General features: G+C 70.2%; 29 protein-coding genes. 5 read left to right on the plus strand and 24 right to left on the minus strand.

The window, feature by feature from the left end:
* Positions 1 to 33 precede the first annotated feature (33 nt).
* The 8 genes from BGO45_RS02410 to otsA form a co-directional block, all read right to left on the minus strand.
* Entirely contained in the window at positions 34 to 372 is a 339-nt protein-coding gene (locus tag BGO45_RS02410; RefSeq protein WP_076490215.1) for a bacitracin resistance protein, read from the minus strand.
* Positions 369 to 899, minus strand: coding sequence for a DNA polymerase III subunit gamma/tau (locus tag BGO45_RS02415; protein ID WP_292690612.1), 531 nt, complete (start codon positions 897 to 899; stop codon positions 369 to 371). Before BGO45_RS02415 ends, BGO45_RS02410 begins: the two co-directional genes overlap by 4 nt.
* Positions 900 to 998: 99 nt before the next feature.
* The gene (ilvC, locus tag BGO45_RS02420; RefSeq protein WP_076490213.1) at positions 999 to 2,024 is read right to left on the minus strand and encodes a ketol-acid reductoisomerase; all 1,026 of its coding nucleotides are present in this window, start codon (positions 2,022 to 2,024) and stop codon (positions 999 to 1,001) included.
* Positions 2,025 to 2,092: 68 nt separating this feature from the next.
* Positions 2,093 to 2,602 carry an acetolactate synthase small subunit gene (gene ilvN / locus BGO45_RS02425; protein WP_076490212.1) on the minus strand — a complete coding sequence of 170 codons (510 nt, stop codon included), beginning with the start codon at positions 2,600 to 2,602 and terminating at the stop codon, positions 2,093 to 2,095.
* A gap of 1 nt (position 2,603) precedes the next feature.
* Complete coding sequence (locus tag BGO45_RS02430) at positions 2,604 to 4,409, minus strand: acetolactate synthase large subunit (protein ID WP_292690616.1); 1,806 nt, start codon at positions 4,407 to 4,409, stop codon at positions 2,604 to 2,606.
* A gap of 43 nt (positions 4,410 to 4,452) precedes the next feature.
* Positions 4,453 to 6,171, minus strand: coding sequence for a dihydroxy-acid dehydratase (ilvD, locus tag BGO45_RS02435; RefSeq protein ID WP_076490210.1), 1,719 nt, complete (start codon positions 6,169 to 6,171; stop codon positions 4,453 to 4,455).
* Positions 6,172 to 6,180: 9 nt separating this feature from the next.
* The gene (gene otsB / locus BGO45_RS02440) at positions 6,181 to 6,960 is read right to left on the minus strand and encodes a trehalose-phosphatase (RefSeq protein WP_292690619.1); all 780 of its coding nucleotides are present in this window, start codon (positions 6,958 to 6,960) and stop codon (positions 6,181 to 6,183) included.
* Entirely contained in the window at positions 6,957 to 8,420 is a 1,464-nt protein-coding gene (gene otsA, locus BGO45_RS02445) for an alpha,alpha-trehalose-phosphate synthase (UDP-forming) (RefSeq protein ID WP_292690621.1), read from the minus strand. The genes otsB and otsA overlap by 4 nt, the downstream gene beginning before the upstream one ends.
* Positions 8,421 to 8,663: 243 nt before the next feature.
* Here otsA and BGO45_RS02450 point away from each other — a divergent pair, with 243 nt between their 5' ends.
* Positions 8,664 to 8,918: a hypothetical protein gene (locus tag BGO45_RS02450; RefSeq protein ID WP_076490207.1), complete on the plus strand. Its 255-nt coding sequence runs from the start codon at positions 8,664 to 8,666 to the stop codon at positions 8,916 to 8,918.
* Positions 8,919 to 8,973: 55 nt separating this feature from the next.
* Here BGO45_RS02450 and BGO45_RS02455 read toward each other — a convergent pair whose 3' ends face one another.
* From BGO45_RS02455 to BGO45_RS02465, 3 genes are read right to left on the minus strand one after another with little or no spacing between them, the layout of a single operon-like run.
* Complete coding sequence (locus BGO45_RS02455; protein ID WP_292690624.1) at positions 8,974 to 10,161, minus strand: acetyl-CoA C-acetyltransferase; 1,188 nt, start codon at positions 10,159 to 10,161, stop codon at positions 8,974 to 8,976.
* Positions 10,158 to 10,811: a 3-oxoacid CoA-transferase subunit B gene (locus BGO45_RS02460; RefSeq protein WP_292690626.1), complete on the minus strand. Its 654-nt coding sequence runs from the start codon at positions 10,809 to 10,811 to the stop codon at positions 10,158 to 10,160. The genes BGO45_RS02455 and BGO45_RS02460 overlap by 4 nt, the downstream gene beginning before the upstream one ends.
* A gap of 1 nt (position 10,812) precedes the next feature.
* On the minus strand, positions 10,813 to 11,586 hold the full coding sequence (locus tag BGO45_RS02465) for a CoA transferase subunit A (RefSeq protein WP_292690627.1): 774 nt from the start codon (positions 11,584 to 11,586) through the stop codon (positions 10,813 to 10,815).
* A 106-nt stretch (positions 11,587 to 11,692) separates the two neighbouring features.
* On the opposite strand from BGO45_RS02465, the gene BGO45_RS02470 reads away from it, so the two are divergent.
* The 3 genes from BGO45_RS02470 to BGO45_RS02480 are packed head-to-tail and all read left to right on the plus strand — an operon-like array spanning position 11,693 to position 14,188.
* Positions 11,693 to 12,490, plus strand: coding sequence for an IclR family transcriptional regulator (locus BGO45_RS02470; protein WP_292690629.1), 798 nt, complete (start codon positions 11,693 to 11,695; stop codon positions 12,488 to 12,490).
* Positions 12,491 to 12,530: 40 nt separating this feature from the next.
* Entirely contained in the window at positions 12,531 to 12,965 is a 435-nt protein-coding gene (locus BGO45_RS02475; protein ID WP_292690631.1) for a MarR family transcriptional regulator, read from the plus strand.
* The gene (locus BGO45_RS02480) at positions 12,962 to 14,188 is read left to right on the plus strand and encodes an MFS transporter (protein ID WP_292690633.1); all 1,227 of its coding nucleotides are present in this window, start codon (positions 12,962 to 12,964) and stop codon (positions 14,186 to 14,188) included. The genes BGO45_RS02475 and BGO45_RS02480 overlap by 4 nt, the downstream gene beginning before the upstream one ends.
* Before the next feature lie 78 nt (positions 14,189 to 14,266).
* On the opposite strand, the gene BGO45_RS02485 is transcribed toward BGO45_RS02480, so the two are convergent.
* From BGO45_RS02485 to BGO45_RS02500, 4 genes are all read right to left on the minus strand, one after another.
* Complete coding sequence (locus BGO45_RS02485; protein WP_292690635.1) at positions 14,267 to 15,583, minus strand: SGNH/GDSL hydrolase family protein; 1,317 nt, start codon at positions 15,581 to 15,583, stop codon at positions 14,267 to 14,269.
* A gap of 107 nt (positions 15,584 to 15,690) precedes the next feature.
* Positions 15,691 to 16,569, minus strand: a complete 879-nt coding sequence (locus tag BGO45_RS02490) for an alpha/beta fold hydrolase (protein WP_292690637.1) — start codon at positions 16,567 to 16,569, stop codon at positions 15,691 to 15,693.
* A complete protein-coding gene (locus BGO45_RS02495) occupies positions 16,566 to 17,087 on the minus strand; it encodes an NUDIX domain-containing protein (RefSeq protein WP_292690639.1) in 522 nt (173 codons plus the stop codon). Before BGO45_RS02495 ends, BGO45_RS02490 begins: the two co-directional genes overlap by 4 nt.
* Positions 17,088 to 17,316: 229 nt before the next feature.
* Positions 17,317 to 17,556: a DUF3263 domain-containing protein gene (locus BGO45_RS02500; protein WP_292690641.1), complete on the minus strand. Its 240-nt coding sequence runs from the start codon at positions 17,554 to 17,556 to the stop codon at positions 17,317 to 17,319.
* 197 nt (positions 17,557 to 17,753) lie between these two features.
* Between BGO45_RS02500 and BGO45_RS02505 the strand changes: the two genes are divergently transcribed.
* Positions 17,754 to 18,068 (plus strand): hypothetical protein, encoded by a 315-nt coding sequence (locus tag BGO45_RS02505; RefSeq protein ID WP_292690643.1) that lies wholly within the window; start codon positions 17,754 to 17,756, stop codon positions 18,066 to 18,068.
* Here BGO45_RS02505 and BGO45_RS02510 read toward each other — a convergent pair.
* From BGO45_RS02510 to BGO45_RS02550, 9 genes are all read right to left on the minus strand, one after another.
* A complete protein-coding gene (locus BGO45_RS02510; RefSeq protein WP_292690645.1) occupies positions 18,063 to 18,545 on the minus strand; it encodes a hypothetical protein in 483 nt (160 codons plus the stop codon). The two genes, BGO45_RS02505 and BGO45_RS02510, sit on opposite strands and share 6 nt — an antisense overlap.
* 17 nt (positions 18,546 to 18,562) lie before the next feature.
* The gene (locus BGO45_RS02515) at positions 18,563 to 19,249 is read right to left on the minus strand and encodes a hypothetical protein (RefSeq protein ID WP_292690647.1); all 687 of its coding nucleotides are present in this window, start codon (positions 19,247 to 19,249) and stop codon (positions 18,563 to 18,565) included.
* A gap of 104 nt (positions 19,250 to 19,353) precedes the next feature.
* Positions 19,354 to 20,271, minus strand: coding sequence for a hypothetical protein (locus tag BGO45_RS02520; RefSeq protein WP_292690649.1), 918 nt, complete (start codon positions 20,269 to 20,271; stop codon positions 19,354 to 19,356).
* Positions 20,268 to 21,692 carry a hypothetical protein gene (locus BGO45_RS02525; RefSeq protein WP_292690651.1) on the minus strand — a complete coding sequence of 475 codons (1,425 nt, stop codon included), beginning with the start codon at positions 21,690 to 21,692 and terminating at the stop codon, positions 20,268 to 20,270. Before BGO45_RS02525 ends, BGO45_RS02520 begins: the two co-directional genes overlap by 4 nt.
* Positions 21,692 to 22,150 carry a hypothetical protein gene (locus BGO45_RS02530; RefSeq protein WP_292690653.1) on the minus strand — a complete coding sequence of 153 codons (459 nt, stop codon included), beginning with the start codon at positions 22,148 to 22,150 and terminating at the stop codon, positions 21,692 to 21,694. The genes BGO45_RS02525 and BGO45_RS02530 overlap by 1 nt, the downstream gene beginning before the upstream one ends.
* Positions 22,151 to 22,290: 140 nt before the next feature.
* Positions 22,291 to 22,800 carry a holin gene (locus BGO45_RS02535; RefSeq protein ID WP_292690655.1) on the minus strand — a complete coding sequence of 170 codons (510 nt, stop codon included), beginning with the start codon at positions 22,798 to 22,800 and terminating at the stop codon, positions 22,291 to 22,293.
* Between the two features lie 44 nt (positions 22,801 to 22,844).
* Entirely contained in the window at positions 22,845 to 23,153 is a 309-nt protein-coding gene (locus BGO45_RS02540; RefSeq protein ID WP_292690657.1) for a hypothetical protein, read from the minus strand.
* Positions 23,143 to 23,553 (minus strand): hypothetical protein, encoded by a 411-nt coding sequence (locus tag BGO45_RS02545; RefSeq protein WP_292690659.1) that lies wholly within the window; start codon positions 23,551 to 23,553, stop codon positions 23,143 to 23,145. The genes BGO45_RS02540 and BGO45_RS02545 overlap by 11 nt, the downstream gene beginning before the upstream one ends.
* A gap of 3 nt (positions 23,554 to 23,556) precedes the next feature.
* Complete coding sequence (locus BGO45_RS02550) at positions 23,557 to 24,384, minus strand: hypothetical protein (RefSeq protein ID WP_292690661.1); 828 nt, start codon at positions 24,382 to 24,384, stop codon at positions 23,557 to 23,559.
* Between the last annotated feature and the right edge of the window lie 26 nt (positions 24,385 to 24,410).

Below are 24,410 nucleotides of genomic sequence, written 5' to 3' on the forward strand. Positions count from 1 at the left end.
CTGTCGGGCGATCCGCCGCCATCCGACGGGCGATCAGCCGCCGTACAACCCGTACGACGTCGCTCCGTACCCGACGATCGCCAGCCAGAACGCCGCGGACAGGGTGAGCCCGGCGAGCAGGGCCAGCGAGAACTCCCCCGCCTTGCGGCGCGCGCCGATCGCGAACGCGACACCGAAGGCCACCAGGGGGAACACGATCGGCAGGATGTAGACGAACCACCCCAGCCCGTTCAGGCCGAGGGCGCCGGTCGCCTGCTGCACGAGCAGCGCCACCGAGCTCCAGACGACGAAGGCGTACAGCAGGCCGAAGAGCCCGGCGATGGTCACGACGAGCCACGTCGGCAGGCGGCGGACGCGGGTGGTGGCGCTCATACGGAAGCTCCCAACGAGAGGAAGGGCCACGGAACGAGCAACAGGATGCCGAGGATGAGCAGCAGGAACCGCTGCCACGTGCGCCAGCCGCGCGTGAGCGCCAGGACGGTCACGAACCACACCGGCGGAGCAAGGGTCGCGGCAATGGTCAGCGTGAGCACCGTGACGTCGGGGATGGGGAGACCGAGGTCGCGCAGACGGAATCCGGCCACCAACCAGCCGACCGCGAAGAGCAGGAACGTCGCGGCGATCATCCCGATGCCGACGAGCCCGACATTGCCGAGCGGCGCCGAGTGTTCGGCATCCCCCGCATCCGTGGTCTCGGCGTCGGCTTCGGGCGCGGTTCCCGGATGCCGGGATGCCGGCGCCGCCGAGGTCGACAGCGGTTCCGGCTGGAGCGGTTCGGGCTCGGCCTCGGGCTGCAACGGCAAGGGCTCGGCTTCGGAGACCCGCTTCTCGCCCACATCGAGCGTCGGGTCGTCGTCACCGTCCCAGGAGAGGGCGTCGTCGTCGCGCGGTGTGCTCACGCCTCCACGCTAGCGCGGCACGCCCGTGGGGCGTCTATGCCCCGCCGCAACGGCGAACGCCCCGGAACCAGGACGGTTCCGGGGCGTTCGCGGCGGGGATCAGCGCGCGGCGGAACCCTCGACGTAGTCGGAGTCCTGCTGCTTCCAGGCGAACAGGCCGCGGAGCTCCTTGCCCGTGGCCTCGATCGGGTGCCCCTGCTCCTTCTCGCGGAGGGCGAGGAACTCGGGGGCGCCGTTGTCCTGGTCGGCGATGAAGCGCTGCGCGAACGCACCGGACTGGATGTCGGCGAGAACGGCCTTCATGTTCTCCTTGACGTCCGGCGAGATGACGCGGGGGCCGGAGACGTAGTCGCCGTACTCGGCCGTGTCGGAGATCGACCAGCGCTGCTTGGCGATGCCGCCCTCCCACATGAGGTCGACGATGAGCTTGAGCTCGTGCAGCACCTCGAAGTAGGCGATCTCGGGCTGGTAGCCGGCCTCGGTCAGCGTCTCGAAGCCGTACTGGACGAGGTGGCTCATACCACCGCACAGGACGGCCTGCTCGCCGAACAGGTCGGTCTCGGTCTCTTCGGTGAAGGTCGTCTTGATGACGCCGGCGCGGGTGCCGCCGATGGCCTTCGCGTACGAGAGGGCGGTGTCCCAGGCCGAGCCCGAGGCGTCGCGCTCGACGGCGATGATGTCGGGGATGCCGCGGCCGGCGACGTACTCGCGACGGACGGTGTGACCGGGCGCCTTAGGGGCGACGAGGATCACGTCGACGCCCTCGGGGGCGTCGATGTAGCCGAAGCGGATGTTGAAGCCGTGCGCGAAGGCGAGCGTCTTGCCCTCGGTGAGCTTGTCCTTGATGGAGTCGGCGTAGATCGAGCGCTGGTGCTGGTCGGGCGCCAGGATCATGATCAGGTCGGCCCAGTCGGTCGCGTCGGCGACGTTCTTCACCTCGAAGCCGTCCTCCTGCGCCTTCGCGGCCGACTTCGAACCGTCCTTGAGCGCGATGACGACCTCGACGCCGGAGTCGCGGAGGTTCTGCGCGTGGGCGTGACCCTGCGAGCCGTAGCCGACGATCGCGACCTTCTTGCCCTGGATGATCGAGAGGTCGGCGTCGTCGTCGTAGAAGATCTCTGCCATGGGGATGCTTTCTCCTTGGATACTGGTCCCGCGACGGGACCGGGGGTGTGTGAAAAGGGGTGAGAGGTTCAGCCGCGCAGGACGCGTTCGGTGATGCTCTTGCCACCACGGCCGACGGCGAGCAGGCCCGACTGCGCGAGCTCCTTCACGCCGAACGGCTCGATGGCCTTGAGGAAGGCGCTGACCTTGCCGGAGTCACCGGTGATCTCGATGACGAGGGCGTCGGGCGCGTAGTCGACCACCGACGCGCGGAAGAGGTTCACGACCTCGAGCACGTGGGAGCGGCTGGCGTTGTCGGCGCGGACCTTGACGAGCACGTGCTCGCGCTGCACCGAGCTGGCCGGGTCGAGCTCGACGATCTTGATGACGTTGATGAGCTTGTTGAGCTGCTTCGTCACCTGCTCGAGCGGCAGTCCCTCGACGTCGACGACGACCGTGATGCGGGACAGGCCCGGCACCTCGGTGACGCCCACGGCGAGCGACTCGATGTTGAAGCCGCGACGGGCGAACAGCCCCGCGACGCGGGTCAGCAGACCGGGCTTGTCCTCGACGAGGAGACTCAGAACGTGACGAGACATCTCAGTCCTCCTGCTCGGCGAAGGCGGGCGAGTGATCGCGGGCGTACTGGACGTAACTGTTGCTGACGCCCTGCGGGACCATCGGCCACACCATGGCATCCGCGCTCACGACGAAGTCGATGACGACCGGGCGGTCGTTGGTGTCGAGCGCGAGCTGGATGGCCGCGTCGATCTCGTCTTCCTTCTCGACCCGGATGGCGAGGCATCCGTAGGCTTCGGCGAGCTTGACGAAGTCCGGGATGCGACGCGTCCCGTGCCCCGTGTTCAGGTCGGTGTTGGAGTGACGCCCGTCGAAGAACAGCGTCTGCCACTGGCGCACCATCCCGAGGGACGAGTTGTTGATGATCGCGACCTTGATCGGGATGTCGTTGATGACGCAGGTCGCGAGCTCCTGGTTGGTCATCTGGAAGCAGCCGTCACCGTCGATCGCCCAGACGACGCGCTCGGGCTCGGCCACCTTGGCGCCCATCGCGGCGGGAACCGAGTACCCCATCGTTCCGGCACCGCCGGAGTTGAGCCACGCGTTGGGACGCTCGTACTTGATGAACTGCGCCGCCCACATCTGGTGCTGACCGACTCCCGCGGCGTAGATCGCCTCGGGCCCGGTCAGCTCACCGATCCGCTGGATCACGTGCTGCGGCGACAGGAGCCCGTCGGTGGTGGGCGTGTAGCCGAGGGGGAACTCCTCGCGGAGGCCGTTGAGGAAGGTCCACCACTCCGAGTAGTCCACGTCGGTCTCGGATGCCGCCTGCCGGAAGGCGGCATCCAGGTCGACGAGCACCTCCTTGAGGTCGCCCACGATCGGAACGTCCGCGGTGCGGATCTTCGAGATCTCAGCGGGGTCGATGTCGACGTGCACGACCTGCGCGTTCGGAGCGAAGAGCGCCGCCTTGCCGGTCACGCGGTCGTCGAAGCGGGCGCCCAGCGACACGATGAGGTCGCTGTCCTGGAGCGCCAGGACAGCGGGCACCGTGCCGTGCATGCCGGGCATCCCGAGGTGCTGGTCGTGCGAGTCGGGGAACGCCCCGCGCGCCATCAGCGTCGTCACCAGCGGGGCGCCGGTCGCCTCGGCGAACGTCTTGAGCTCGGCCGACGCCTTCGCGCGGATCACACCGCCCCCGACGTACAGCACGGGCTTCTTCGCGTTCGCGATCAACTGCGCCGCAGCCTGGATCTGCTTGCCGTGGGCCTTCGTGACGGGACGGTAGCCGGGCAGGTCGATCTTCGGCGGCCAGATGAACGGCGCCGAGTTCTGCTGCGCGTCCTTCGTGATGTCCACGAGCACCGGGCCGGGACGCCCGGTCGAGGCGATCTCGAACGCCGCGGCGATCGCGCCGGGGATCTCCTCGGCGGACTTCACCAGGAACGAGTGCTTCGTGATCGGCATCGTGATGCCGACGATGTCGGCCTCCTGGAAGGCATCCGTCCCCATGAGGGTTGAGAAGACCTGGCCGGTGATGCAGACCAGCGGCACCGAGTCCATGTAGGCGTCGGCGATCGCGGTGACGAGGTTGGTCGCACCGGGGCCGGACGTCGCGATGGCGACGCCGGTGCGACCGGAGGCTGCGGCGTACCCCTCGGCCGCGTGGCCGGCGCCCTGCTCGTGGCGCACGAGGATGTGGCGGACGTTCTCGTCGTCCATGAGCGGGTCGTAGACGGGCATGATCGCGCCGCCCGGCAGACCGAACACATCGGTCACGCCGAGCAGGTCGAGCGAACGGACGACCGCCTGGGCGCCCGTGAGCACGGGCGCCGGGGCGGTGCGAGCGGGGGGCCGGGGAACGGCCGTGGCGGATTCGGCGGACATGGTGGTACCTCGGAACCAGGTGGGGGTGAAAGGGGGACGGCCGTCAGCCCGTGACCGCGCCCTCCGCGGCGGAGTGCACGAGCTTGGAGTACTTGGCCAGAACGCCACGGGTATAGCGCGGGGGAAGCGGTTCCCAGCCTTCGCGGCGGGAACTCAGCTCGGCGTCATCGACGATCAAGTCGAGAGTGCGAGCGGCGATATCGACCCGTATCAGATCACCATCGCGCACGAAGGCGATAGGACCTGCGTCCACCGCTTCGGGAGCTATGTGGCCGATGCAGAGGCCGGTTGTGCCGCCTGAGAATCGACCGTCCGTCAAGAGTAGTACATCTTTTCCGAGCCCCGCGCCCTTGATGGCCGCGGTGATGGCGAGCATCTCCCGCATACCCGGGCCGCCCTTGGGGCCTTCGTAGCGGATCACGATGACGTCGCCGGCGTTGATCTCGCCGGCCTCGAGGGCATCCATGGCGCCGCGCTCGCGCTCGAACACCCGCGCGGGTCCCTCGAACACCGAGGCGTCGAAGCCCGCGGTCTTCACGACCGCGCCTTCCGGAGCGAGCGATCCGTGCAGCACCGTGATGCCGCCGGTGGCGTGGATCGGGTCGTCGAAGCGGTGGATGACGTTGCCGTCCACCGGGTCGGGGTTCAGGTCGGCGAGGTTCTCGGCCAGCGTCTTACCCGTGACGGTGAGCGCGTCGCCGTGCAGGAGGCCCTCGTCGAGCATCGCCTTCATGATGACCGGGATGCCGCCGTGACGGTCGACGTCGTTCATGACGTACTTGCCGAACGGCTTCATGTCGGCGACGTGCGGCACCTTGTCGCCGATGCGGTTGAAGTCGTGCAGCGACAGCTCGACCTCGGCCTCGTTGGCGATGGCCAGCAGGTGGAGCACGACATTGGTCGAGCCACCGAGGGCCATGGCCAGCGCGATGGCGTTCTCGAACGCCTCTTTCGTGAGGATGTCGCGCGTCGTGATGCCCTGACGCAGCAGGTTCACCACGGCCTCGCCCGAGCGGTGGGCGAAGTAGTCGCGACGGCGGTCGGCCGACGGCGGGGCGGCCGAGCCGGGGAGGCTGAGACCGAGCGCCTCGGCGACGGAGGCCATCGTGTTGGCGGTGTACATGCCGCCGCACGCGCCTTCGCCCGGCGCGATCGCGCACTCGATGCGCTTGAGGTCGGCCTCGCTCATCTTGCCCGCGAGGCACGCGCCCACGGCCTCGAACGAGTCGATGATCGTGACGTCCTTCTCGGTGCCGTCGCTGAGCTTGACCCAGCCCGGCGCGATCGAGCCCGCGTAGAGGAAGACGCTGGAGAGGTCGAGACGGGCGGATGCCATGAGCATGCCGGGGATCGACTTGTCGCAACCGGCGAGCAGCACCGAGCCGTCGAGACGCTCGGCCATCATGACGGTCTCGACCGAGTCGGCGATGACCTCGCGCGAGACGAGCGAGAAGTGCATTCCCTCGTGCCCCATCGAGATGCCGTCCGAGACGGAGATGGTGCCGAACTGCAGCGGGTAGCCGCCGCCGGCGTGCACCCCCTCTTTCGCGCCCTGCGCCAGACGGTCGAGGCTCAGGTTGCAGGGAGTGATCTCGTTCCAGCTGGAGGCGATGCCGATCTGGGGCTTGTCCCAGTCCTCGTCGCCCATGCCGACGGCACGGAGCATGCCTCGGGACGTGGTGGCTTCGATGCCGTCGGTGACGACGCGACTGCGGGGCTTGATGTCGAACTCACCGGTGTTCGGATTCTGCGGAGCGGGCATTCTCGCAGTCTATTGCGCGTGGACGACACGCTGATGCGCGACCGCCTCCAGCACGTCGACGAGCCCGTCGATGTCGGCGACCTTGAGGGCCGCGACGGTGTCGCCGGTACCGACGTGGATGCCGAGATCCCCGGTCGCGAGGGCGCCGAGGGCGTCCTCGTCCGTGACGTCGTCGCCGGCGAAGATCACCGCGGTCGCCCCGGTCCGCTCGCGCAGACGTGCGACGGCGGAGTCCTTGCCCTCGTGGCGGAAGGCGAACTCGAGGATGTCGTGGCCGGTGCGCCGCCGCCAGTCCGGGGCCTCCTCGGCGACGAGGCGGTCGGCGAGACCACGCGCCTCCTCGGTCGCCTCGGCATCCGCCCGCCGCGTGTGCACGCCCACGCCGAACTCCTTCGGCTCGATCCACACGCCCTCGAGGTGGCCGACGCCATCGGAGATCGTCGCCTGGAGGCGGTCGCGCAGCGCGAGGTCGTCGGCATCGTCGGCCGCCGCCTCCTCCCCCGCGCCCGGCGTCCAGAACTGCGCCCCGTGCGACGCGGCGAGCCAGACGGGCGACGCGTCATCGTGCTCGGCGATCTCGCGGAGATGCCCGAGCGAACGCCCCGACACGAGGGCGACGACCGTGTCCGGCAGCGCCGCCAGGGCATCGACGGCGGCGCGGGCGCGCGGGGTCATGCGGGCGGTCATCGGGTCGTCGACGAGAGGCGCGAGGGTTCCGTCGAAGTCGAGCGCGACGAGCAGGACGGGGGTCGTCGAGACCGCCTCGAGCGCGGCGTCGGCGGCGGTCACGAGGCATCCCGAGGCTCGTCGACGGACGCGTCCACCTCGGCGGCCGCCGAGGCGCTCGATGCGCGGTCGTGGAACGCCGAGAGGGCTTCGAGGAACTCGCGCGACCAGTCTTCGACGTCGTGGTCGCGGACGCGCTTGCGCAGGGCGCGCATGCGGCGCCCCTGCTCGGCGGAGGGCATCTCCAGCGCCCGCACGATCGTGTCCTTGAGTCCGTCGATGTCGTGCGGATTGATCAGCAGTGCGCTGCCCATCTCGTCCGCCGCACCGGCGAACTCGCTGAGCACCAGGACACCGCGGTTGTCGATGCGACTCGCGACATACTCCTTGGCGACGAGGTTCATGCCGTCGCGGAGCGCCGTGACGAGCATCACGTCGGCGGCGAGGTACAGCGCGACCATCTCCTCGCGGGGATACGACTGGTGGAGGTACCGGATCGCGGTGTGCGTGGTGCTGTCGTGGTCGCCGTTGATGCGTCCGACCGTCATCTCGATCTCGTCGCGCAACTGCACGTAGGCGTCGACGCGCTCGCGACTCGGGCTCGCGACCTGCACCAGAGTGGCATCCTCGACCGTGGCGCGTCCGTCCTCGAGGATCTCGCCCCAGGCCTTGAGACGGTGGCGGATGCCCTTGGTGTAGTCCAGGCGATCGACGCCCAGCAGGATCTTGCGCGGGTTGCCCAGACCTTCGCGGATCTCGCGTGCCCGCTGCTGGATCTCGGGGCGCTGCGCCATCTCGACGTACGACTCCGCGTCGATCGAGATCGGGAACGCCTTGGCCAGCGCGACGCGCGTGCCGCCCTCGCCGTCCGGCACCGAGATCCCGCTCGCCTTGGTCTCGTACCGCAGCTGACGCCGGACGGCGCGCGCGAAGTTGCCGGCATCCGCCACGCGCTGGAATCCGATGACGTCCGCGCCGAGAAGACCCTCGAGCACCTGCTTGCGCCACGGCAGCTGCGAGTACAGGCCGTAGGCGGGGAACGGGATGTGGTGGAAGTAGCCGATCGTGAGGTCGGGCCGGAGCTCGCGCAGCATCTTCGGCACGAGCTGCAGCTGATAGTCCTGGACCCACACGATCGCCTCGTCGGCGGCGGCCGCGGCCGCCGCCTCGGCGAAGCGTCGGTTCACGCGGACGTAGGCGTCCCACCACGCCCGCTTGTAGGTGGGCTCGGCGATCACGTCGTGGTACAGCGGCCAGATCGTGTCGTTGGAGAAGCCCTCGTAGTAGTGCTGCACGTCGGCCGCCGACAGCTCGACCGGCACCAGGTGCGTCCCGTCGAAGTCGAAGGGCTCGAGGGTCACGTCGGGCTGACCGGCCCATCCGACCCACGCTCCCTCGGCGCGGCGCATGACCGGTTCGAGGGCGGTGACGAGACCGCCGGGCGAGCGCCGCCATCCCTCCCCGTCGGGGGTGCGATCCACCGGCAGACGATTGGCGACGACGACGAAATCGGCCTGGGGCACAGGTCCTCCTCGGTAGCTTGCTCTCAGGCTAACAGTGGGGTGAAGGCGTTCCCCGAGGCGGCCGGAATGCGCTACTCACCGCGCGGGGCCCCCACCGACCCGCGAGAAACGGCGTCTGCGGCGAGACATGGGGCGGCGGCGCGTTTCTCGCCGCAGATGCCGTTTCTCGCTGAGAGGGCGGGGAGGGCTGGGCATCTGTCAAGGCGACCGCACGTGGCGGGCGCACATCGCTAGGTTGGGGGCATGCGTCAGTACATCTTCGGAACGGGTCTCCTCAGCGCCATCACCGGCGGCGTCACGCTCCTGCGCGGTCTCCGCGAACACGAGGAGTTCACGTGGCGCACGGCACTGGCGTGGCTGAGCTGGGGCATCACGCTCGCCCTCGCGATCGGCGCGGTCGTCGACACCCGGCGAGCCCGGCGCGGACGCAACGTCGCCGGCGACTCGCCCGTCGCCCGCAAGCAGCAGAAGCTGCTGAAGAAGCGCCTGGCCCGCTGACGACACGACGGATGCCGCGACCCCGGGGTCGCGGCATCCGTGTGTCCGGGCCGGGTCAGCGCGTGAGGATCAGCGCATCCCCCTGGCCGCCCCCACCGCACAGGGCGACCGCGGCGGTGCCGCTCCCCCGGCGCACCAGCTCGTGCACCGCGTGCACGACGAGGCGGTTGCCGGAGGCGCCGATCGGGTGACCGATCGCGATGCCGCCGCCATGCGGGTTCACGACGTCGTCGGCGAGTCCGAGCTCGGCCTGCGATCGCGCGACCACGGCGCCGAAGGCCTCGTTGATCTCGACGTGATCCAGAGCGGATGCCACGATCCCCTGCTTCTCGAGGGCGCGGGCGATCGCGCGGGCCGGCTGGGCGTGCAGCGAGTTGTCGGGACCGGCGACCTGTCCCGCGGCACCGACGACCGCGAGGACGTCCCAGCCGTGCTCGTCCGCGACCGTGCGCGTGGTGAGGACCACGGCGGACGCCCCGTCGGAGATCTGCGAGGCGTTGCCGGCCGTGATGGAGCCACCCTCCGCGAAGGCGGGTCGGAGTTTCGCGAGCGTCTCGACGGTCGTCTCGGGTCGGATCCCCTCGTCGGACGCGACGACCACCGGCTCGCCTCGGCGCTGCGGGATCGAGACCGGCACGATCTCGGCCTCGAACACACCCGCCTCCTGCGCGGCGGCGGCACGCTGGTGCGACCGGGCGGCGACGGCATCCTGAGCTTCCCGGGTGACGTCGTACCGGGCGTTCGCGCGCTCGGTCGAGGCACCCATGCTCTCGCGGTCGTACGCGTCGGTGAGGCCGTCGTACGCCATGTGGTCGAGGACCTCGATCGAGCCGTAGGCGTAGCCCTCGCGCGAGTTCATCATCAGGTGCGGCGCGCGCGTCATCGACTCCATGCCCGCGGCCACCACGACGGTCGCGTCGCCGAGCCGGAGCATCCGGGCCGCGTCGATGATCGCGGTGAGCCCCGAGAGACAGACCTTGTTGACGGTCGCGGCGTGCACGTCCCACCCGATGCCGGCGGCGATCGCGGCCTGGCGGGCGGCGTTCTGTCCCGCACCGGCCTGCAGCACCTGACCGACGAGCACGGCGTCCACGGCGTCGGCGGGGATGCCGCCCCGCTCGAGCGCGCCCGAGATCGCGGCGGCACCGAGCTGCACGGCGGTCAGTGGCGCGAGCTGTCCCTTCAGGCGCCCCTGCGGGGTGCGGGCGGCGGCGACGATGACGACATCGGTGGCGGAGGTCATGCGATCTGCTCCTCGGGGATGCGGACGGTGAGCGGGGGTTCGGTGGCGGCGACGACCTCGTCGACCGTGACACCGGGAGCGGTTTCGACGAGCACGAGCCCGTCGGGGGTGACGTCGATGACGGCGAGGTCGGTGATGATGCGGTCGACCACACCGCGACCGGTCAGCGGGAGCGAGCACGCGTCGACGATCTTCGGCGAGCCGTCGCGGGCGACGTGCTCCATCAGCACGATGACGCGCGCCGCTCCGTGCACGAGGTCCATCGCGCCGCCCGGACCCTTGACCATCTTGCCGGGGATCATCCAGTTCGCCAGGTCCCCGGATGCCGAGACCTGCATGGCCCCGAGGATCGCCGCGTCGATCTTCCCCCCGCGGATCATGCCGAAGCTCAGCGCGGAGTCGAAGAACGCGGCCCCCGGGAGGGTCGTGACCGTCTCCTTCCCGGCGTTGATGAGGTCGGCATCCACCGCGTCCTCCGTCGGGTAGGGCCCGACGCCGAGAATGCCGTTCTCGGACTGCAGCACGACCGTGACCCCGTCGGGCACGTGGTTGGGGACGAGGGTCGGAAGACCGATGCCGAGGTTGACGTACGAACCGTCGGCGAGTTCGCGGGCCGCACGCGCGGCCATCTCGATGCGGGTGAGGGCCATGTCAGCGGGCTCCTTCGGTGACGGTGCGCTTCTCGATGCGCTTCTCGATGTCGGGACCGACCTCGACGAGGCGGTGGACGAAGACGCCGGGCAGGTGCACGTCGTCGGGGTCGATCTCGCCCGGCTCGACGAGGTGCTCGACCTGCGCGATGCACACGCGTCCGGCCATCGCGGCGAGCGGGTTGAAGGCGCGCGCGGCCTTGCGGAAGACGAGGTTGCCGTGCCGGTCGCCCTTCCAGGCGTGGACGAGCGAGAAGTCGGTGCGGATCGCCTCCTCGAGGACGAACTCGCGCGGTTCGCCCCCGACGTCGAAGGTGCGGACGTCCTTGACCGGGGATGCCAGGGCGACACCGCCCGCCCCGTCGTACCGCTGCGGCAGGCCGCCCTCGGCCACCTGGGTCCCTACGCCGGTCTGCGTGTAGAACGCGGCGATGCCCGAGCCGCCGGCGCGCAGCTTCTCGGCGAGCGTGCCCTGGGGCGTCAGCTCGAGCTCGAGCTCGCCGGAGAGGAACTGCCGCTCGAACTCCTTGTTCTCGCCGACGTACGACGAGGTCATCTTGCGGATGCGTCCGGCCCCGAGCAGGATGCCGAGCCCCCAATCGTCGACGCCGCAGTTGTTCGACACGACCGAGAGGTCGCGCGTGCCCTGCGCGAGCAGCGCCTCGATGAGGGCGATGGGGTTTCCGGAGAGGCCGAAGCCGCCGACCGCGAGCGACGCTCCGTCGGGGATGTCGGCGACGGCGTCGCTCGCCGAGTGCCAGGTCTTGTCGATCACGCGGACTCCTTCGTGCTGGATCGGTGTTGTCATCCTGCGCCCGCCTTACGCCCGCGGTCGCGGTCCGTCTTGCCATGTGGATGCCAGCCCGCGTAGCGTCCACATCGTGGACACGGCCGCGACCTCCCCCGCACGCTCCGCCGTCCCCGGCACCCAGGCGATCGCCCGCGCCGCGCATCTTCTACGGCTCGTGACGGCCGCCGGAACCGAGGGGGCCGCGGTGCTCGACCTCGCCCGCCAGGCCGATCTCACCCGCCCCACCGCGCATCGGCTGCTGTCGGCGCTCCGACAGGAAGGGCTCGTCGACCGCGACGAGGAGAGCGGCCGCTGGCTGCCCGGCCCCGAGCTGTACCTGATGGGCACGGTTGCGGCCTCCCGGTTCGACGTGACCGCGCTCGCCCGCGACATCGTGCGCTCGCTCGCGGTGCGCACCGAGGAGAGCGCGTTCCTGTCCGTGCGCCGGGGCGACGAGACCGTGTGCCTCGTGCGCGAGGACGGCAGCTTCCCGATCCGCTCGTTCGTGCTCTCGGAGGGCGTGCGGTTCCCGCTCGGGGTGGCATCCGCGGGCCTCGCGATCCTCGCGTTCCTGCCGCCCGACGAGGTCGACGCCTACCTCGGACGCCACGCCGACCTCTCCGACCGCTGGGGCGCGGCGCATTCCCCCGCGCGCCTGCGCACCCGCGTGGCGGAGACGAGGGCGCGCGGCTACGCCCTGAACCCCGGGCTCATCGTCGAGGGGAGCTGGGGCATCGGGGCAGCGGTGTTCACGCGCACCGGCGAGCCGCAGTGGGCCCTGAGCCTCACCGGAGTGGAGTTCCGCTTCGGCGGCGAACGTCTCGCGGAGCTCGGCCGCATCCTGCTCGCGCACGCGCATCAGCTGTCGACGCGCATCGCCGGACGGTAAATAAATACCCTAGGTATATATCAGGGGTATGCTTTGGTGAATGACCCGCGACGATGATCTCCAGAGACTGATCCTCGCGGTGCACGCCCTCGCGCGCATCGCAGCCCTCGACACGCAGAACGACGCACCCGCCGCACAGTGGCGCACGCTGAAGCTGCTGCGCGAGCACGGCCCGCAGCGGGTGGGCGACCTCGCGACCCTGAGTCGCGTCTCGCAGCCCGGCATGACCCGGCTCGTGCACCAGATGGAATCCGCGGGGCTCGTGGCCCGCGGCGTCCACGCCGACGACTCACGGGTGAGCGTCGTGTCGGCCACCGAGGAGGGCCTGCGCGAACTCGACCGCTGGCTTGCGGCGCTGAGCGCCGCCCTGGCCCCGCACGTCGCCGACCTCACGGATGCCGAGTGGGATGCCGTCCGCACCAGCGCCGACGCCCTCGCCCTCCGCGTCGGCATGCAGCCGGAGCTCGCCCGATGAGCGGCGCCACCACCCCCAGCATCTGGAAGCAGCCGGCGCAGGTGTGGGCCGTCGCGTTCGCCTGTGTCGTGGCCTTCATGGGCATCGGCCTCGTCGATCCGATCCTCCCGGCCATCGCCGAGTCGCTGCAGGCGTCGCCCGTGGAGACCGAGCTGCTGTTCACCAGCTACCTCGTCGTGACCGGCCTCGCGATGCTCGTCACGAGCTGGATCTCCAGCCGGATCGGCGCAAAGGCGACGCTCCTCGTCGGGCTCGCGCTCATCGTGGTGTTCGCCCTCCTCTGCGCCCTCAGCGGCAGCGTCGACGCCGTCATCGGCTTCCGCGCCGGGTGGGGCCTGGGCAATGCGCTGTTCATCTCCACGGCGCTCGCGACGATCGTCGGCGCCGCCTCCGGCGGCAGCTCGGCCGCGATCATCCTGTACGAGGCCGCCCTGGGTCTCGGCATCGCGGTCGGCCCGCTCCTCGGCGGCATCCTCGGCGAGGCGAGCTGGCGCGGTCCGTTCTTCGGTGTCGTCGTGCTCATGGCGATCGCGTTCGTCGCGGTCGCGGTGCTGCTGCGCGGCCCCTCTCCGGCCCGCACGCCGATCCCGTTCAGCGCGCCGTTCCGCGCGCTCGGCCGCCCGGCCCTGGCGATCCTCGCCGCGACCGCGCTGTTCTACAACATCGGCTTCTTCACGCTGCTGGCGTTCTCGCCCTTCCCGCTCGGGTTCGGGGCGATGGGCATCGGGCTGACGTTCTTCGGGTGGGGCGTGGCGCTCGCGATCACGAGCGTCTGGGTCGCCCCGATCCTGCTGCGACGGATGCGGCTGACCTCCGTGCTGCTGCTGGCGCTGCCGCTGCTGGCCGTCGTCCTTCTCGTCGCGGCGTTCGTCGTGGACTCCCCGGCCGGCCTGGTGGCGTGCATCGTCGCGGGCGGTCTCGTGCTGGGCGTCGTCAACACCGCGTTGACCGAGGCCGTCATGGAGGCCACCGACCTGCCGCGTTCGGTCGCGTCGTCGGCCTACTCCGCGGTGCGCTTCCTCGGCGGCGCGGTGGCTCCGCCCCTCGCGGCCTTCCTGTGGCACGCAGCGGGAGCCGGCGTGCCGTACCTGGTGGCCGCGGCCTCGGTGGTCATCGCCGCCGCCTGCATCCTGTTCGGCCGCGGGACGCTCGCGCACGTCGACCGGGCGCACCCGACCGCCGCCGACGAAGGCGCCGCGGTGCTGGTGGGCGACGCCGCCTGACGACCCCTCGCACAGTGACGCGCCCGGCGCTGACGGAAACGTCAGGCCGGGCGCGTCGCGTTGAACGACGATCGAGAGTCAGCGGCGGTCGGGGCGGCGTCGGAGCGCGACCGTGACCAGCCCACCGACGAGCAGCATCACGGCGCCGATCCCGATGGCGGTCGCGACCGAGGGCGTTCCCGTCGAAGCGAGGCCGGCGTGAGACGACGGGGCGGGCGATGCGGTGGCGGCCGCGACCGGGGTCGCCGTCGGCGATGTCGTCGGCGCGGGCGTCGCGGTCGGTTCGCCGGTCGGCACCGGAGTCGGCGTGGGAGTCGGAGTCACGGTCGCCGTGGGCGTGGGCGTGGGCGTAGGGGTCGGCGTCGGATCGGGCTCCGCGAACAGCGCACGGACGGCGTCGGCCGCGTGGCCGGCCGCGAACGCCGCGCCGGAGGCGTTGGGGTGCAGGGCGCCGATCTTGACGCCCCCGAACGGCAGGCCGCTCACCGGGATGCTGTCGGGCGACAGCGTGAGGGTGATGCCGTTGACGTACGAGTCGGCGGGGGTGCACGGGCTGTGCGCCACGGAGTCGGCCAGGAGCGAGACGTAGGTCGCACCCGCCGCCTGAGTGGCCGCAGCCATGGCGTCGTCGAGGTACGCCTGGGTGTCGTGCAGCAGCGCGACGTCGACGTCGGTGTACGGGTAGGCGTTCGTCCGGAACCCGAGTCCCTGGAAGAGGCCGGAGTAGCAGCCTCCGCTCGGCGTATGGGCCGCGTCGGGCGCGAGTGCGGGGTAGCCGATCACCACGATCTCGGCCCGCGGTGCGCGCGCATGGATCGCGGCGATGGCCGACTGGAGCGCCGGGGCGACCGTCTGGTCGATCTGCGTCTCGAGGGTGTTGACGGGGCCCGCGGGCGTGTCGACGACGAACTGCTCCCGGCACGTCGCGTGCGTCTGCCCGTCGACGCTGCCGGCCACCGGACCGGCCGCGGAGAGGGCGACGCACATCTGACCGATGTTCCAGAAGCCCAGGTCGTTTCCGCCGATGGTGAGGGTCACCAGGTCGGTGGTGGCATCCAGGGAATCCGACTGCGCCGGAGCGGTTCCACCGGCCACGGTCTGCGGGGTGTCCACGACGTTGGCGATCACCGCGCCGCCGCACGAGCGGTCGGTGAGGGCGAACCCGAACTGCGCCGCGAGGAGGTGCGGGTAGTTCTGATCGGACTGATCGCAGCCCTGCGCGGGCTGGGTCGATGAGAGTGGCAGCCCCCACGCCGCGGCGTACGAATCGCCCAGGGCGACATAGGAGCGGCCGGTCAGATCGGGGACGGCGGCGACGGCCGGGTTGCCGGCGACGAGGAACGCCGAGAGGGCGATGGCGGCCAGAGCGGCACCGGAGACGAAGAGACGACGCATTCGGCCGACGGTAGGCCGTCACCGCGTCGCCGAGCCCGGATCCGGCCTCCGGCCCGGCGAAGTTCACCCGCGCGACGGGCGACGGAGCACCCGCGTGTCGCCCGGGGTCAGGCGATCCGAGCGGCTTCGCACGCGGCCGCGGACACCGCGCGCGCTCCCTCCACCGACATCACGATCGAGTAGTGGTCGGTCCCGGCGGCGCGTCGTGCGTCGCGCAGACCCGGAACGTCGCGCCGCACTCGCGCGAGGTCGGGATAGAGCGGCGGAACCTCGCCCCGCAGTCCGCGTTCGGCGGCGAGCAGCACCGTCGGGCGAGGCATCCGAGCGAGGGCACGGGCGATGTCGGCGCCGGTGTTCTGATCGAGCGAGTCGGCCTCGACGGTCTCGATCGTCGTGGCGGGCCGCCACCCGTCGTCCGCCCCGACCAGGTCGTAGGCGAAGTACGCGTCGAGCAGGGGGTCCTCGCGTCCGACGAACGCGGGATGACTCCGCCAGAAGTCCCGGTAGGCGACGGCATCCGGGAACCTCATCTCCAAACGTGCCGCCGTGGGCCCGAGAACGTGTCGCACCGCCTCGCGGGGCGGCATCCCGTCGGGGAGGTCGAGGGGCAGGCCTCCGTCGACGAGCACCACCGCTGCCGCGCGCTCGGGGTACCTGTCGGCGAAGACCGCGGACACGAAAGCGCCCATGGAGTGACCGACGACGAGTGCCTGCTCGACGCCCACGGCGTCCAGGACCTTCGCCAGGTCGTCGGCGTGCGCGGCCATGCCGAACGGTCCGCCCACGTCGGCGCTGCGCCCCCGCCCGCGGAGATCCGGGGCGATCAGACGCACCCCGGGGGCCTCGCGCGCGAGCCAGGCCCACGCGGGATGCGCGGCTGTGACCCCGTGCACGAGCAGCCACGGGAGGCCGTCGGCATCCGGATGCCACTCCCCCACGCGGAGCGCCCCTCGGGCGACCGCGACGTCGAACGTGCGGTCGGTCACGGCTCGGCCCGAACGGCCCGCTCGAGGCTCGCCCACAGTTGCGTGAACCGCGCGTTCCACGGGGTGGCGAACACCCCGGCCTGCCAGCGACGGCGCACGTCGTCGAGGTCGACCCATTCCGCGTCGAGCACTTCCTCGGGGTCGACCACGACGGACGGTTCTTCGTCGAGTCGAACGGTCCACAGGTCGAACAGGGCACGCTCCTCGACCACCCGCCCCACCAGCACGAGTTCATCCGGAAGGACGGAGATCCCCACTTCTTCGTCGAGCTCCCGTGCGGCGCCGCGTCGACTCGACTCCCCGCGCAGCGCGCTGCCGGCGGGGAACTCCCACGCGAGCGGGTAGTCCTTTCCCTCGGCCCTCCGGCTCACGAGAACCCGACCGGTGGATGCCACCACGCACACGGACGCCACGATATGGAACGACCCGGCCGGCACCGGCCCGTCGCCCCGCCGGTGGAGGGTGCCGGTGGGGGTTCCCTGGACGTCGGTGACGTCCCACATCTCGTCGTCGGCCATGCCGCCATCCTCGCGCGGCGGCGACGGAATCGCGAGACGCGTGGCCCACGGAAACGGAAAAGGCCCCCACCCGTGAGGGTGAGGGCCCGGTGGTGCACCCCCTGGGACTCGAACCCAAGTGACGCCCGGACCAGGGCGCCTCTCCCGCGTGATTACGCATAAGTGAGGGGGTCTGAGGGCATTCGAACAGGGGCGAAAGGGTGCGGCATGTGGGCAAAATGTGGGCAGCTCAGACGGCGTGACGACGACGCTGCTCGGCCGCTCCGGCATCCCGTCGACGGCGCAATCTCCGCACGAGCATGGGCCGCAGCTCGAGCGCTTCACGTGTGTCGATCACTCGATTGAGGATCTGGAAGTAGCGCGCGGGTGGGATGCCAAAGCGGGCTCGGATCGCCTCGTCCTTCCGACCTGACCAGCGCGGCCACTGCTCCTCGAAGTCGAGCAGCTCCGTCGTCATGATGCTCGTCATGTGGACAGTCTGCGCGCGGCCTCCGACATCCCGGGTACGCTCCCCCGCGTGACCCTGCCGCCTCCGATCGCGTGCCCGCGCTGCGGGACTGCGATCGCCGCTACGTGGTGTCGCGTCTGCCGGGTGCACGTCATCCCCGTGTCGGGGGAATGACGTAGCCTGTTGCCCTCTCGGCCGGAGGAAGGATCCGGCGACCCGTGGGAACGAACAGACGCTACGCGGATGCGGTCGACCGGCGCATGAACGATCGTGCGCTCGTCACGATCGCGCGAGACGGTGAGCTGCAGACCCTTACCCCCATGGAGCTGCGACTCGACGAGGTGCCGCTGACGATCGACCCGAAGCCTCGACGCAAGGTGAAGGCGTGGGTGCGGTTCGGGACCGTGCCCGTCCAGGTCGACGCCCTCGCCGCGCGGTGGACACCAGACGCCGTCGGCATCATCTTCCACGTCGAGGAGACCGAGTACCGGTGTTGGGTGTGGGTCGGTGCCGTCGATGAACAGCCCCTATGACGGTCGAGGTGGATCGGGGCTCTCGTCGAGCAGGTCGTACAGCGTCGTCTCCAACACAACCGTCGCGATGTCGAATTCGAGCGCTGCCGGCGCAGAGACCCGGTTCGCCATCACCTCGACCTGCGCGGCTGGGTAGAGGCGCTCGAGATCTATCGCCTGGGTCACAAGTTGTCTCTCAAGCGCAGGCCACTTCGCCTCTTTGAGCGCCTCAGATATTTCCTCGAGCGGCACTCCGTCGAGGATGCGCCGGACCTTCTCGATTCGGTCGCCAACCGTCCCCGCGCCCAGCTGCGCCGTGACCCCGCCATTGGTGAGTTGAGTGAGGAGTCTCCGCCGAATCGTCCGCCACTGAGCGAGGAGCTCGCGGCGTCGGTCGCGGGTCTCTCGGCGGCGATCCAGCCGCCAGACCGCGCCAGCAACGATCCCACCCGTGACGGTGCCCACGATGAGGTCGGGGACGAATGTGCTCCAGTCCATGTGGGAACCGTAGTGCCCTAGCCGATCATCCCGGTGGGTTCCCGCTCGGGCCACCACTGGTCGTAGTAGTCACGGAGGGCGGCCCGGTAGTAGGCGAGCGCGCGTTGACATACCTGCGCGGGAGTGAGCCTCTTCAAGGAGTCGGGCCAGGACGCTGGGATCGGAGCGAAACGGGCGTAGAACTGACTCGTCGCTAGTGTGCCCGGTAGCGGGTCGAGCGGTTCGCGGCGTTCCTCCGGGCTGCCAGCGTCGTCGACCCACCAGATTCCATCGTTGTTCATCTGCACCTGATCGCCGCGGATCCATCTCGGTGGATAGAAGTCCGCGGTGTTCAGTTCGGTGAGGAGGAAGGAGAACTTGAGCGGGCTCATCGCCCGGTGCACGAAATCGTCTCGTGCGTTGTCGAACCAGACGACGAGCGGGTCGGTGTCGATCTCACGACGCCGCCGCTTCTTCCATGCTTCAAACTCCTCCGCGCGCGCCGCGCCCTCTGATTGCCTGAGCCGAGACTTGGTGATCGCATCCATCGCGTATCGAGCTGTTGCCACCGCGTTGAGCACTTCGTGAACGCGTCTGCGGACATGTCTCGGGGTAGGCGGGATGAGCGGGGAATTGAGGTCGTTGAGCGCCTCGCGAGCGTCGTCAAGGACATCCAGCACGCCCTGGATATCGAGGTACGTTGGCCTGCCGGATCCTCTCGCCATGCGCACATCGTAAGCGCCCACAACGACGAAACGCCCCCGGCGTCCCTCACTGGGAGGGGCGTCGGGGGCGTCGTCGATGGTGGAGCGAACTTGCGGACGGCGGCTCAGGCGGTGGCGAGGGCCGGGTAGTAGCTGACGCGGCTGTTCTCGACAGCGTCGCGGTCGGCGTTCGAAACGGCCGAGGTGAACACGATGAGCTCGGCCCACTTGCCGCCCCAGAACTGCGAGACGTTGCCGCCGGAGATCTGCCCGTTGAGCAGCAGCGTGTCGATGGTGGAGGTGCCGGAGCGGGTGTAGGCGACGTCGGCGAGGCTGGTGCGGTTCACGCGCTTGCGGACGACGCTGCCGGTGTCGATGAACGTCAGCAGCCGCGGGGTGCCGGAGACGAACGCCGCCGGTGCTTCCGCGGTGGTGCCGACGGGCAGGTAGGACGCGGCCGCGTTGTCGCGGCCGAGCTGCGAGACGCTGCCGCCCGTGATGTGCTGGGCGGGCACGTACCGGGCCGAACCCCCGCCGCGGGCTTCGTGGAACACCGCCCGTCCGCTCGTCGAGGACGCGGTCGCCTCGACCACGGCGAAGAACGATGCCGCTCCCGCAGCGAAGGCGCCGGGAGCGACGGCCGACATGTAGTCGTCGACGTTGTCCATCGCGGCGGCCTGGCGTCCGTTGATGGTGACCTGCACGCCGCCCTGCACGAGTGCGAACTGCGCGGCCGCGGTCGGCTGCTGGAAGTGGCGCCCGTTGCCGGTCTGGTCGTAGGCGGTGCGCAGCAGCCCCGACCCGGATCCCGCGAACGCGAGTCCCTGCCCGACCGTGTAGCAGTCCAGCTCGGTGTTGTCGGAGGATCGTCGCATGCGGAACAGGGGGCCGGTGTAGGTGGGCGACAGGTACGAGAACCCGTAGAGCGCCGCCGGGGTCGCGGTGAGCCCGGGGATGCCGGGAACCACGAGCTTCTCCATCAGGGCGAGGTCGCCGGCGGAGATGGTCGCGGCGCCGGCTTCGATGTACTGGATGCGGCTCACAGTGTGTATCCCTTCTGGATGACGAGCTGCCCGACCTTCACGCCAATCGCGGCGTAGACCTGAGCGGTGAAGTGGGTGGTGTCGCCGGGCAGGTACAGGCGGGTGGGGATGCGGTCGTCGGCGATGTCGGCGATGTCCGTCGAATCCGGGGTCATCCCGAGCACCGTGAGGAGCTCGTCGCGCATCCACGCGTGCATGTCGAAGTACGTCCCACCGGTCGAGACGTCCCCGTAGGTGGCGAGACTGGCAGCGTTCGCGGCCAGGCGCGCGGCGCGACGGGTCGCCCCGGTCCCAGACGCGGAGATCCCCTCGTCGGTGCGGCCGGTGATCCCGAGGATCAGTGACCGCTTCTCCGTCGACTCGATCCCCGCGACCATCATCGTGATGTCCTCCGCCAGGCGGCTGGTATCGGACTGGGTGACGTTGTTCCGCCCGACCCAGATCACCCGGGTCCGCTTCCCGACCCGGCCCTTCCATGCCGAGGTGAACGGGCTGGTCGCCCGGATCGCCTTCGCCGTGGTGAGCCCGGGGTGGCGGAACTCGATCCCTGCCCCACCGGACTTGAACACCAGCTGCCCATCGACGCGGGTGCCGTCATCGGTGATCACCGACCCGGGCACGATCCAGTCGTAGGTGCTGGACGAGTACGTCCAGGTCCGCGACGTCGGTCCCATCGCGGACACGGCGGTGACACCGGTCGCGGAGAGCTGGTTTGAGGGGAAGGTGAGGTACCCGGTGAGGTCGCCGGAGATGAGCGCCTGGTGGTGGGAGAGCTGCCCGAACATCGCCAGGCTGAGCCCCGGCATCCCGGTCGTCGCAGGCAGCGAGTTCTCCGGCCAGGTGGTGCCGGAGGAGTACGTCAGCGAGTCGCCGAGGTTCAGTGTCGCCTTCTCCGGCAGAACCGGGCTCGCCACGACCGCAGGCCCGCCGCCAGACAGACCGAACGCGTACACGCGGCCGGTGCGGCGGACGCCAAGGAAGATCGCCCCCGTGGTCGGGTCGGCCACCGCCCACAGCCAGTTCTCGTCACGGATCACCTTCACCGTGCGGTCACCGAGAGTGCCGTAGTCGGTGAGGGTGTCCTCCCGCAGCCACGCCTTTGTCTTCCCGCGGTCGTCGATGCCGAGCAGGATCGCCAGCGTCGTCGGGTCGACCACCCCATGCGACCACCCCGCCGCGCGGATGACCTGCAGCACGCGCGGATCCGGGCCGGTGAGGACGTCCTCCGCCGCGAGCGCGGTGCCCACGGCCGCGGCGGCCGCGGTGATGACCGTGCCGTCCGACGCGATGATGTCTGCCGCGATCGGAGCGACGCGCTCGTCGACCGCGTCGCGTGCTTCGGTGTCCTGCCGGATCGCGAGCGCCATCGACGCCGGGGTGGCGACCAGCAGCCGCCCAATCGGGACCATCTGTCCTGCCATCAGTTCACCCCTTCCGGTGCCCACACGAGCGCGCCGTCTTCGGTCTGGTCGTTGATGTCGATCCACACGATCCCCCCGACGGGCGGGGGCCCGATGCCGACGAGGATCGTTCCCGGCGGGAACACGCCGATGAGGTCGGTGATGAGGCCGCCCTCACCCGGAGCGATGAGGAAGGGCCACTCGGCGGTGCCGAATCGCCACTGGTCAGGATCGGGCCCGTCGGGGTTGAGCAGCCACCGCATGCGCGGCTGGTACAGCAGCCCGGGTTGGGACTCCACCTCGACGGTGAATGCGCCGGTGGACGTGTTGAGGGTCGCTTTCGCTTCCACCCCGACCAGCAGCGCGGACCCGCCAAACCCGTGCGCGCGAGGCACGAAGAACAGCTCGGGTGCGCGGTTGGCGGGGATGGGCTGGCCTTGGTGGTCCCACGCGTTGCCGGTGATCTGGACGAGCGCCACGGGTGGCTCCTCTCTGCCTCACCCCTAGAGGGTGATGGCGGCAGGGTGATGACCCCGATGACGTCGGGGTGACGAGGGTGGAGCTGAGGGGATGGGGGCGGCGGCTTGTCCGGGGTGCGAACGGCCGCCGCGCAGGACGACTACTTCGGCGAAGCGAAGAGGATCCGGCCCTCGTCGTCGGTGACGACGCGTGCGGTGGGGGAACTCAGCGCCGCGTCGACCTCCTCCTGACTCGGGGGCTGGTACCCGGCGCGTTTGGTCGGGTCAGCGGGGAGGGTCTCGAGGATGAGGCGCACGAGCGACGTCAGCGCGGCCAGCGCAGCCGCCTGCAGGACGAACGCCCAGTCGACGTCGGTGATGAGCGTCGCGCCCACGAAACCGGCGACGAGGGACTGCGCGAACGTCTTCACGACGCGCTCGACGGCGGCGAGCCACCAGGGCAGATTCACGCCTTCGACTTCGGGGAGTCCGGCGAGGCTGGTCGCCAGCGACGCCACGTAGCCGAGCGCGGCAGCGAGGGCGACGGTGAGCCACGGGACCGCGTTGAGGGTCGCGGCGCCGAGGTAGGGCAGCGCGATCGCGAGGGCGGTGTAGGCGGCGCGCAGCGCGGCATCCTTCCACCAGATCGGGTTCGACAGGTTCGAGAGCATGGGGTGTCCTTCCGGGACGGTGAAGACCCCGGCCGACGCCGAGGTCAGTTGGTGAGTCCCTCCGGCCACGGGGGTGACGGGGGCTTCTTGCCCTGGTCGATGTGGTCGCGGAGGGTATGGATGTAGTCGTCGCGGATCCGCTCGCGCTTCAACGACGCATCGAGCCGGGCCTCGACCTTCTCGGCGCGGGCGAGCGCGTCCTTGACCTGCTCCTGCAGCTGGTCGATGAGCGCGTTCTCCCGTGCCCCTCCGCGATTCAGCAGCGCCACGATCACCGCAGCGGCTGCGGCGATCAGGCCGACCACGAGAGACGGGATCGAGCTGGCGAGCGTCGACCACGCCTCAGCCGGCACGAGATCGCCTCGTGTGCCAGATCGACAGGATCGCGATGATGATCGCGGGACCGAGGTAGGTCGTTGCGGTCAGCCACTCCCGGGACTCTCGCCCGTAGGCCAGAGACTCGCCCCACCCGATCAGGTAGGCGAAGCCCCACGCGGTCATCATCCCGGTCAGAGCGCCCCACGCGATCGCGTCGCGGGGCTGGAACGCGAGCACCAGGCAGATCAGCCCGGCGATCACCCAGAGCCCGGCCCACGTCTCAAGAGTGAACGGCGGGCTCGCGATCATCTCCAGGCCGCGTGGGAGCACGTCCGGCTTCGACCCGAGCGGAAGGTAGGCGATGCCGCGGGCGACGCAGTATGCGCCTGCGACGAGCAGTGCCGCACCGCGGGCTCCGTTCAGTCGGAGTCGCATTCCTCAGGCCTTGGCGGCGTCGTAGATCTTCTGCAGCCGGTCGGCGTACCGGTACTCGCTCGGCTTCGGAAGCCGACCGTTGAGATCCTCAGCGACCCACGCGAAGTCCATGAGCGCCAGCCACCAGCGGAGATTGTCGTCGTTGAACTGTCGCTCGCCAGCGGCGATGCGCTGGTCGGTGGAGAGCGCGTCGGCGATGGGCGCGGCCGGCCAGGCGCCGGTGTTGCCGAACGCGGTGAGGCGGAAGCCGTGCAGGTTGGCGTGGGCGGTGATGCCGTAGCCGGGGATCATCGTGTAGCTGACGCCCGTGGACTCGCGGCGGAAGTTGATCGGCATGTCGTCCTCCTTGGACTGTGCGGGCATCGCGGTTGTGCTGGGGTTGATGGTGATCGCCGCGAACGCGGGGACCGTGAACGGGTCGAAGTCGCCGATGTGCCACAGCTCGCGCGGCGTGACGAAGTCGACGGTGAAGCCGACGAGACGACACAGCGCCACGAACCGAGCCCACGCGAGGGACTCGTTCCCGGGCGCGAGGTCGCGCCAGTTGTAGACGTCGATCGCCGCGCAGTCGCGCCCGTTGAAGGTGAGGCCGTGCGAAGACGTCCCCGGCACCGCCGCCCAGATGCCCAGCTCCTCTCGGTACTGGACCTGGATGTCGAGCGGGCGGTATCCGTTCCAGCCGGGCGTGATGACCAGCCAGACGCGGTATTTCTCCCACGCGAGCCGCTGCATCTCCCGCCAACGGGCGCAGGTCCCGGCCGGGAGGTATTGCTGATCGCCGACCTTGATCAGATCGCTGAGCGGCGCCTTGCCGTTCTCGTAGCGCGCCATACGCTCGCTCCTTTCAATTTGTCCAC

Origin of the sequence: Microbacterium sp. 71-36, from assembly GCF_001898305.1 — a bacterium.
Lineage (GTDB): Bacteria > Actinomycetota > Actinomycetes > Actinomycetales > Microbacteriaceae > Microbacterium.

Excerpts from the sequence above, each read along its gene's own strand:
- BGO45_RS02480 (WP_292690633.1), top strand. The coding sequence starts at position 12,962 with ATGAGCGGCGCCACCACCCCCAGCATCTGGAAGCAGCCGGCGCAGGTG.
- ilvN (WP_076490212.1), bottom strand. The coding sequence starts at position 2,602 with ATGTCTCGTCACGTTCTGAGTCTCCTCGTCGAGGACAAGCCCGGTCTG.
- ilvD (WP_076490210.1), bottom strand. The coding sequence starts at position 6,171 with ATGCCCGCTCCGCAGAATCCGAACACCGGTGAGTTCGACATCAAGCCC.
- BGO45_RS02535 (WP_292690655.1), bottom strand. The coding sequence starts at position 22,800 with ATGCTCTCGAACCTGTCGAACCCGATCTGGTGGAAGGATGCCGCGCTG.
- BGO45_RS02515 (WP_292690647.1), bottom strand. The coding sequence starts at position 19,249 with ATGGCGAGAGGATCCGGCAGGCCAACGTACCTCGATATCCAGGGCGTG.
- BGO45_RS02410 (WP_076490215.1), bottom strand. The coding sequence starts at position 372 with ATGAGCGCCACCACCCGCGTCCGCCGCCTGCCGACGTGGCTCGTCGTG.
- BGO45_RS02525 (WP_292690651.1), bottom strand. The coding sequence starts at position 21,692 with ATGGCAGGACAGATGGTCCCGATTGGGCGGCTGCTGGTCGCCACCCCG.
- BGO45_RS02430 (WP_292690616.1), bottom strand. The coding sequence starts at position 4,409 with ATGTCCGCCGAATCCGCCACGGCCGTTCCCCGGCCCCCCGCTCGCACC.
- BGO45_RS02500 (WP_292690641.1), bottom strand. The coding sequence starts at position 17,556 with ATGACGAGCATCATGACGACGGAGCTGCTCGACTTCGAGGAGCAGTGG.
- BGO45_RS02550 (WP_292690661.1), bottom strand. The coding sequence starts at position 24,384 with ATGGCGCGCTACGAGAACGGCAAGGCGCCGCTCAGCGATCTGATCAAG.
- ilvC (WP_076490213.1), bottom strand. The coding sequence starts at position 2,024 with ATGGCAGAGATCTTCTACGACGACGACGCCGACCTCTCGATCATCCAG.
- BGO45_RS02495 (WP_292690639.1), bottom strand. The coding sequence starts at position 17,087 with ATGGCCGACGACGAGATGTGGGACGTCACCGACGTCCAGGGAACCCCC.
- BGO45_RS02450 (WP_076490207.1), top strand. The coding sequence starts at position 8,664 with ATGCGTCAGTACATCTTCGGAACGGGTCTCCTCAGCGCCATCACCGGC.
- BGO45_RS02545 (WP_292690659.1), bottom strand. The coding sequence starts at position 23,553 with ATGCGACTCCGACTGAACGGAGCCCGCGGTGCGGCACTGCTCGTCGCA.
- BGO45_RS02455 (WP_292690624.1), bottom strand. The coding sequence starts at position 10,161 with ATGACCTCCGCCACCGATGTCGTCATCGTCGCCGCCGCCCGCACCCCG.
- BGO45_RS02485 (WP_292690635.1), bottom strand. The coding sequence starts at position 15,583 with ATGCGTCGTCTCTTCGTCTCCGGTGCCGCTCTGGCCGCCATCGCCCTC.
- BGO45_RS02460 (WP_292690626.1), bottom strand. The coding sequence starts at position 10,811 with ATGGCCCTCACCCGCATCGAGATGGCCGCGCGTGCGGCCCGCGAACTC.
- BGO45_RS02475 (WP_292690631.1), top strand. The coding sequence starts at position 12,531 with ATGACCCGCGACGATGATCTCCAGAGACTGATCCTCGCGGTGCACGCC.
- BGO45_RS02510 (WP_292690645.1), bottom strand. The coding sequence starts at position 18,545 with ATGGACTGGAGCACATTCGTCCCCGACCTCATCGTGGGCACCGTCACG.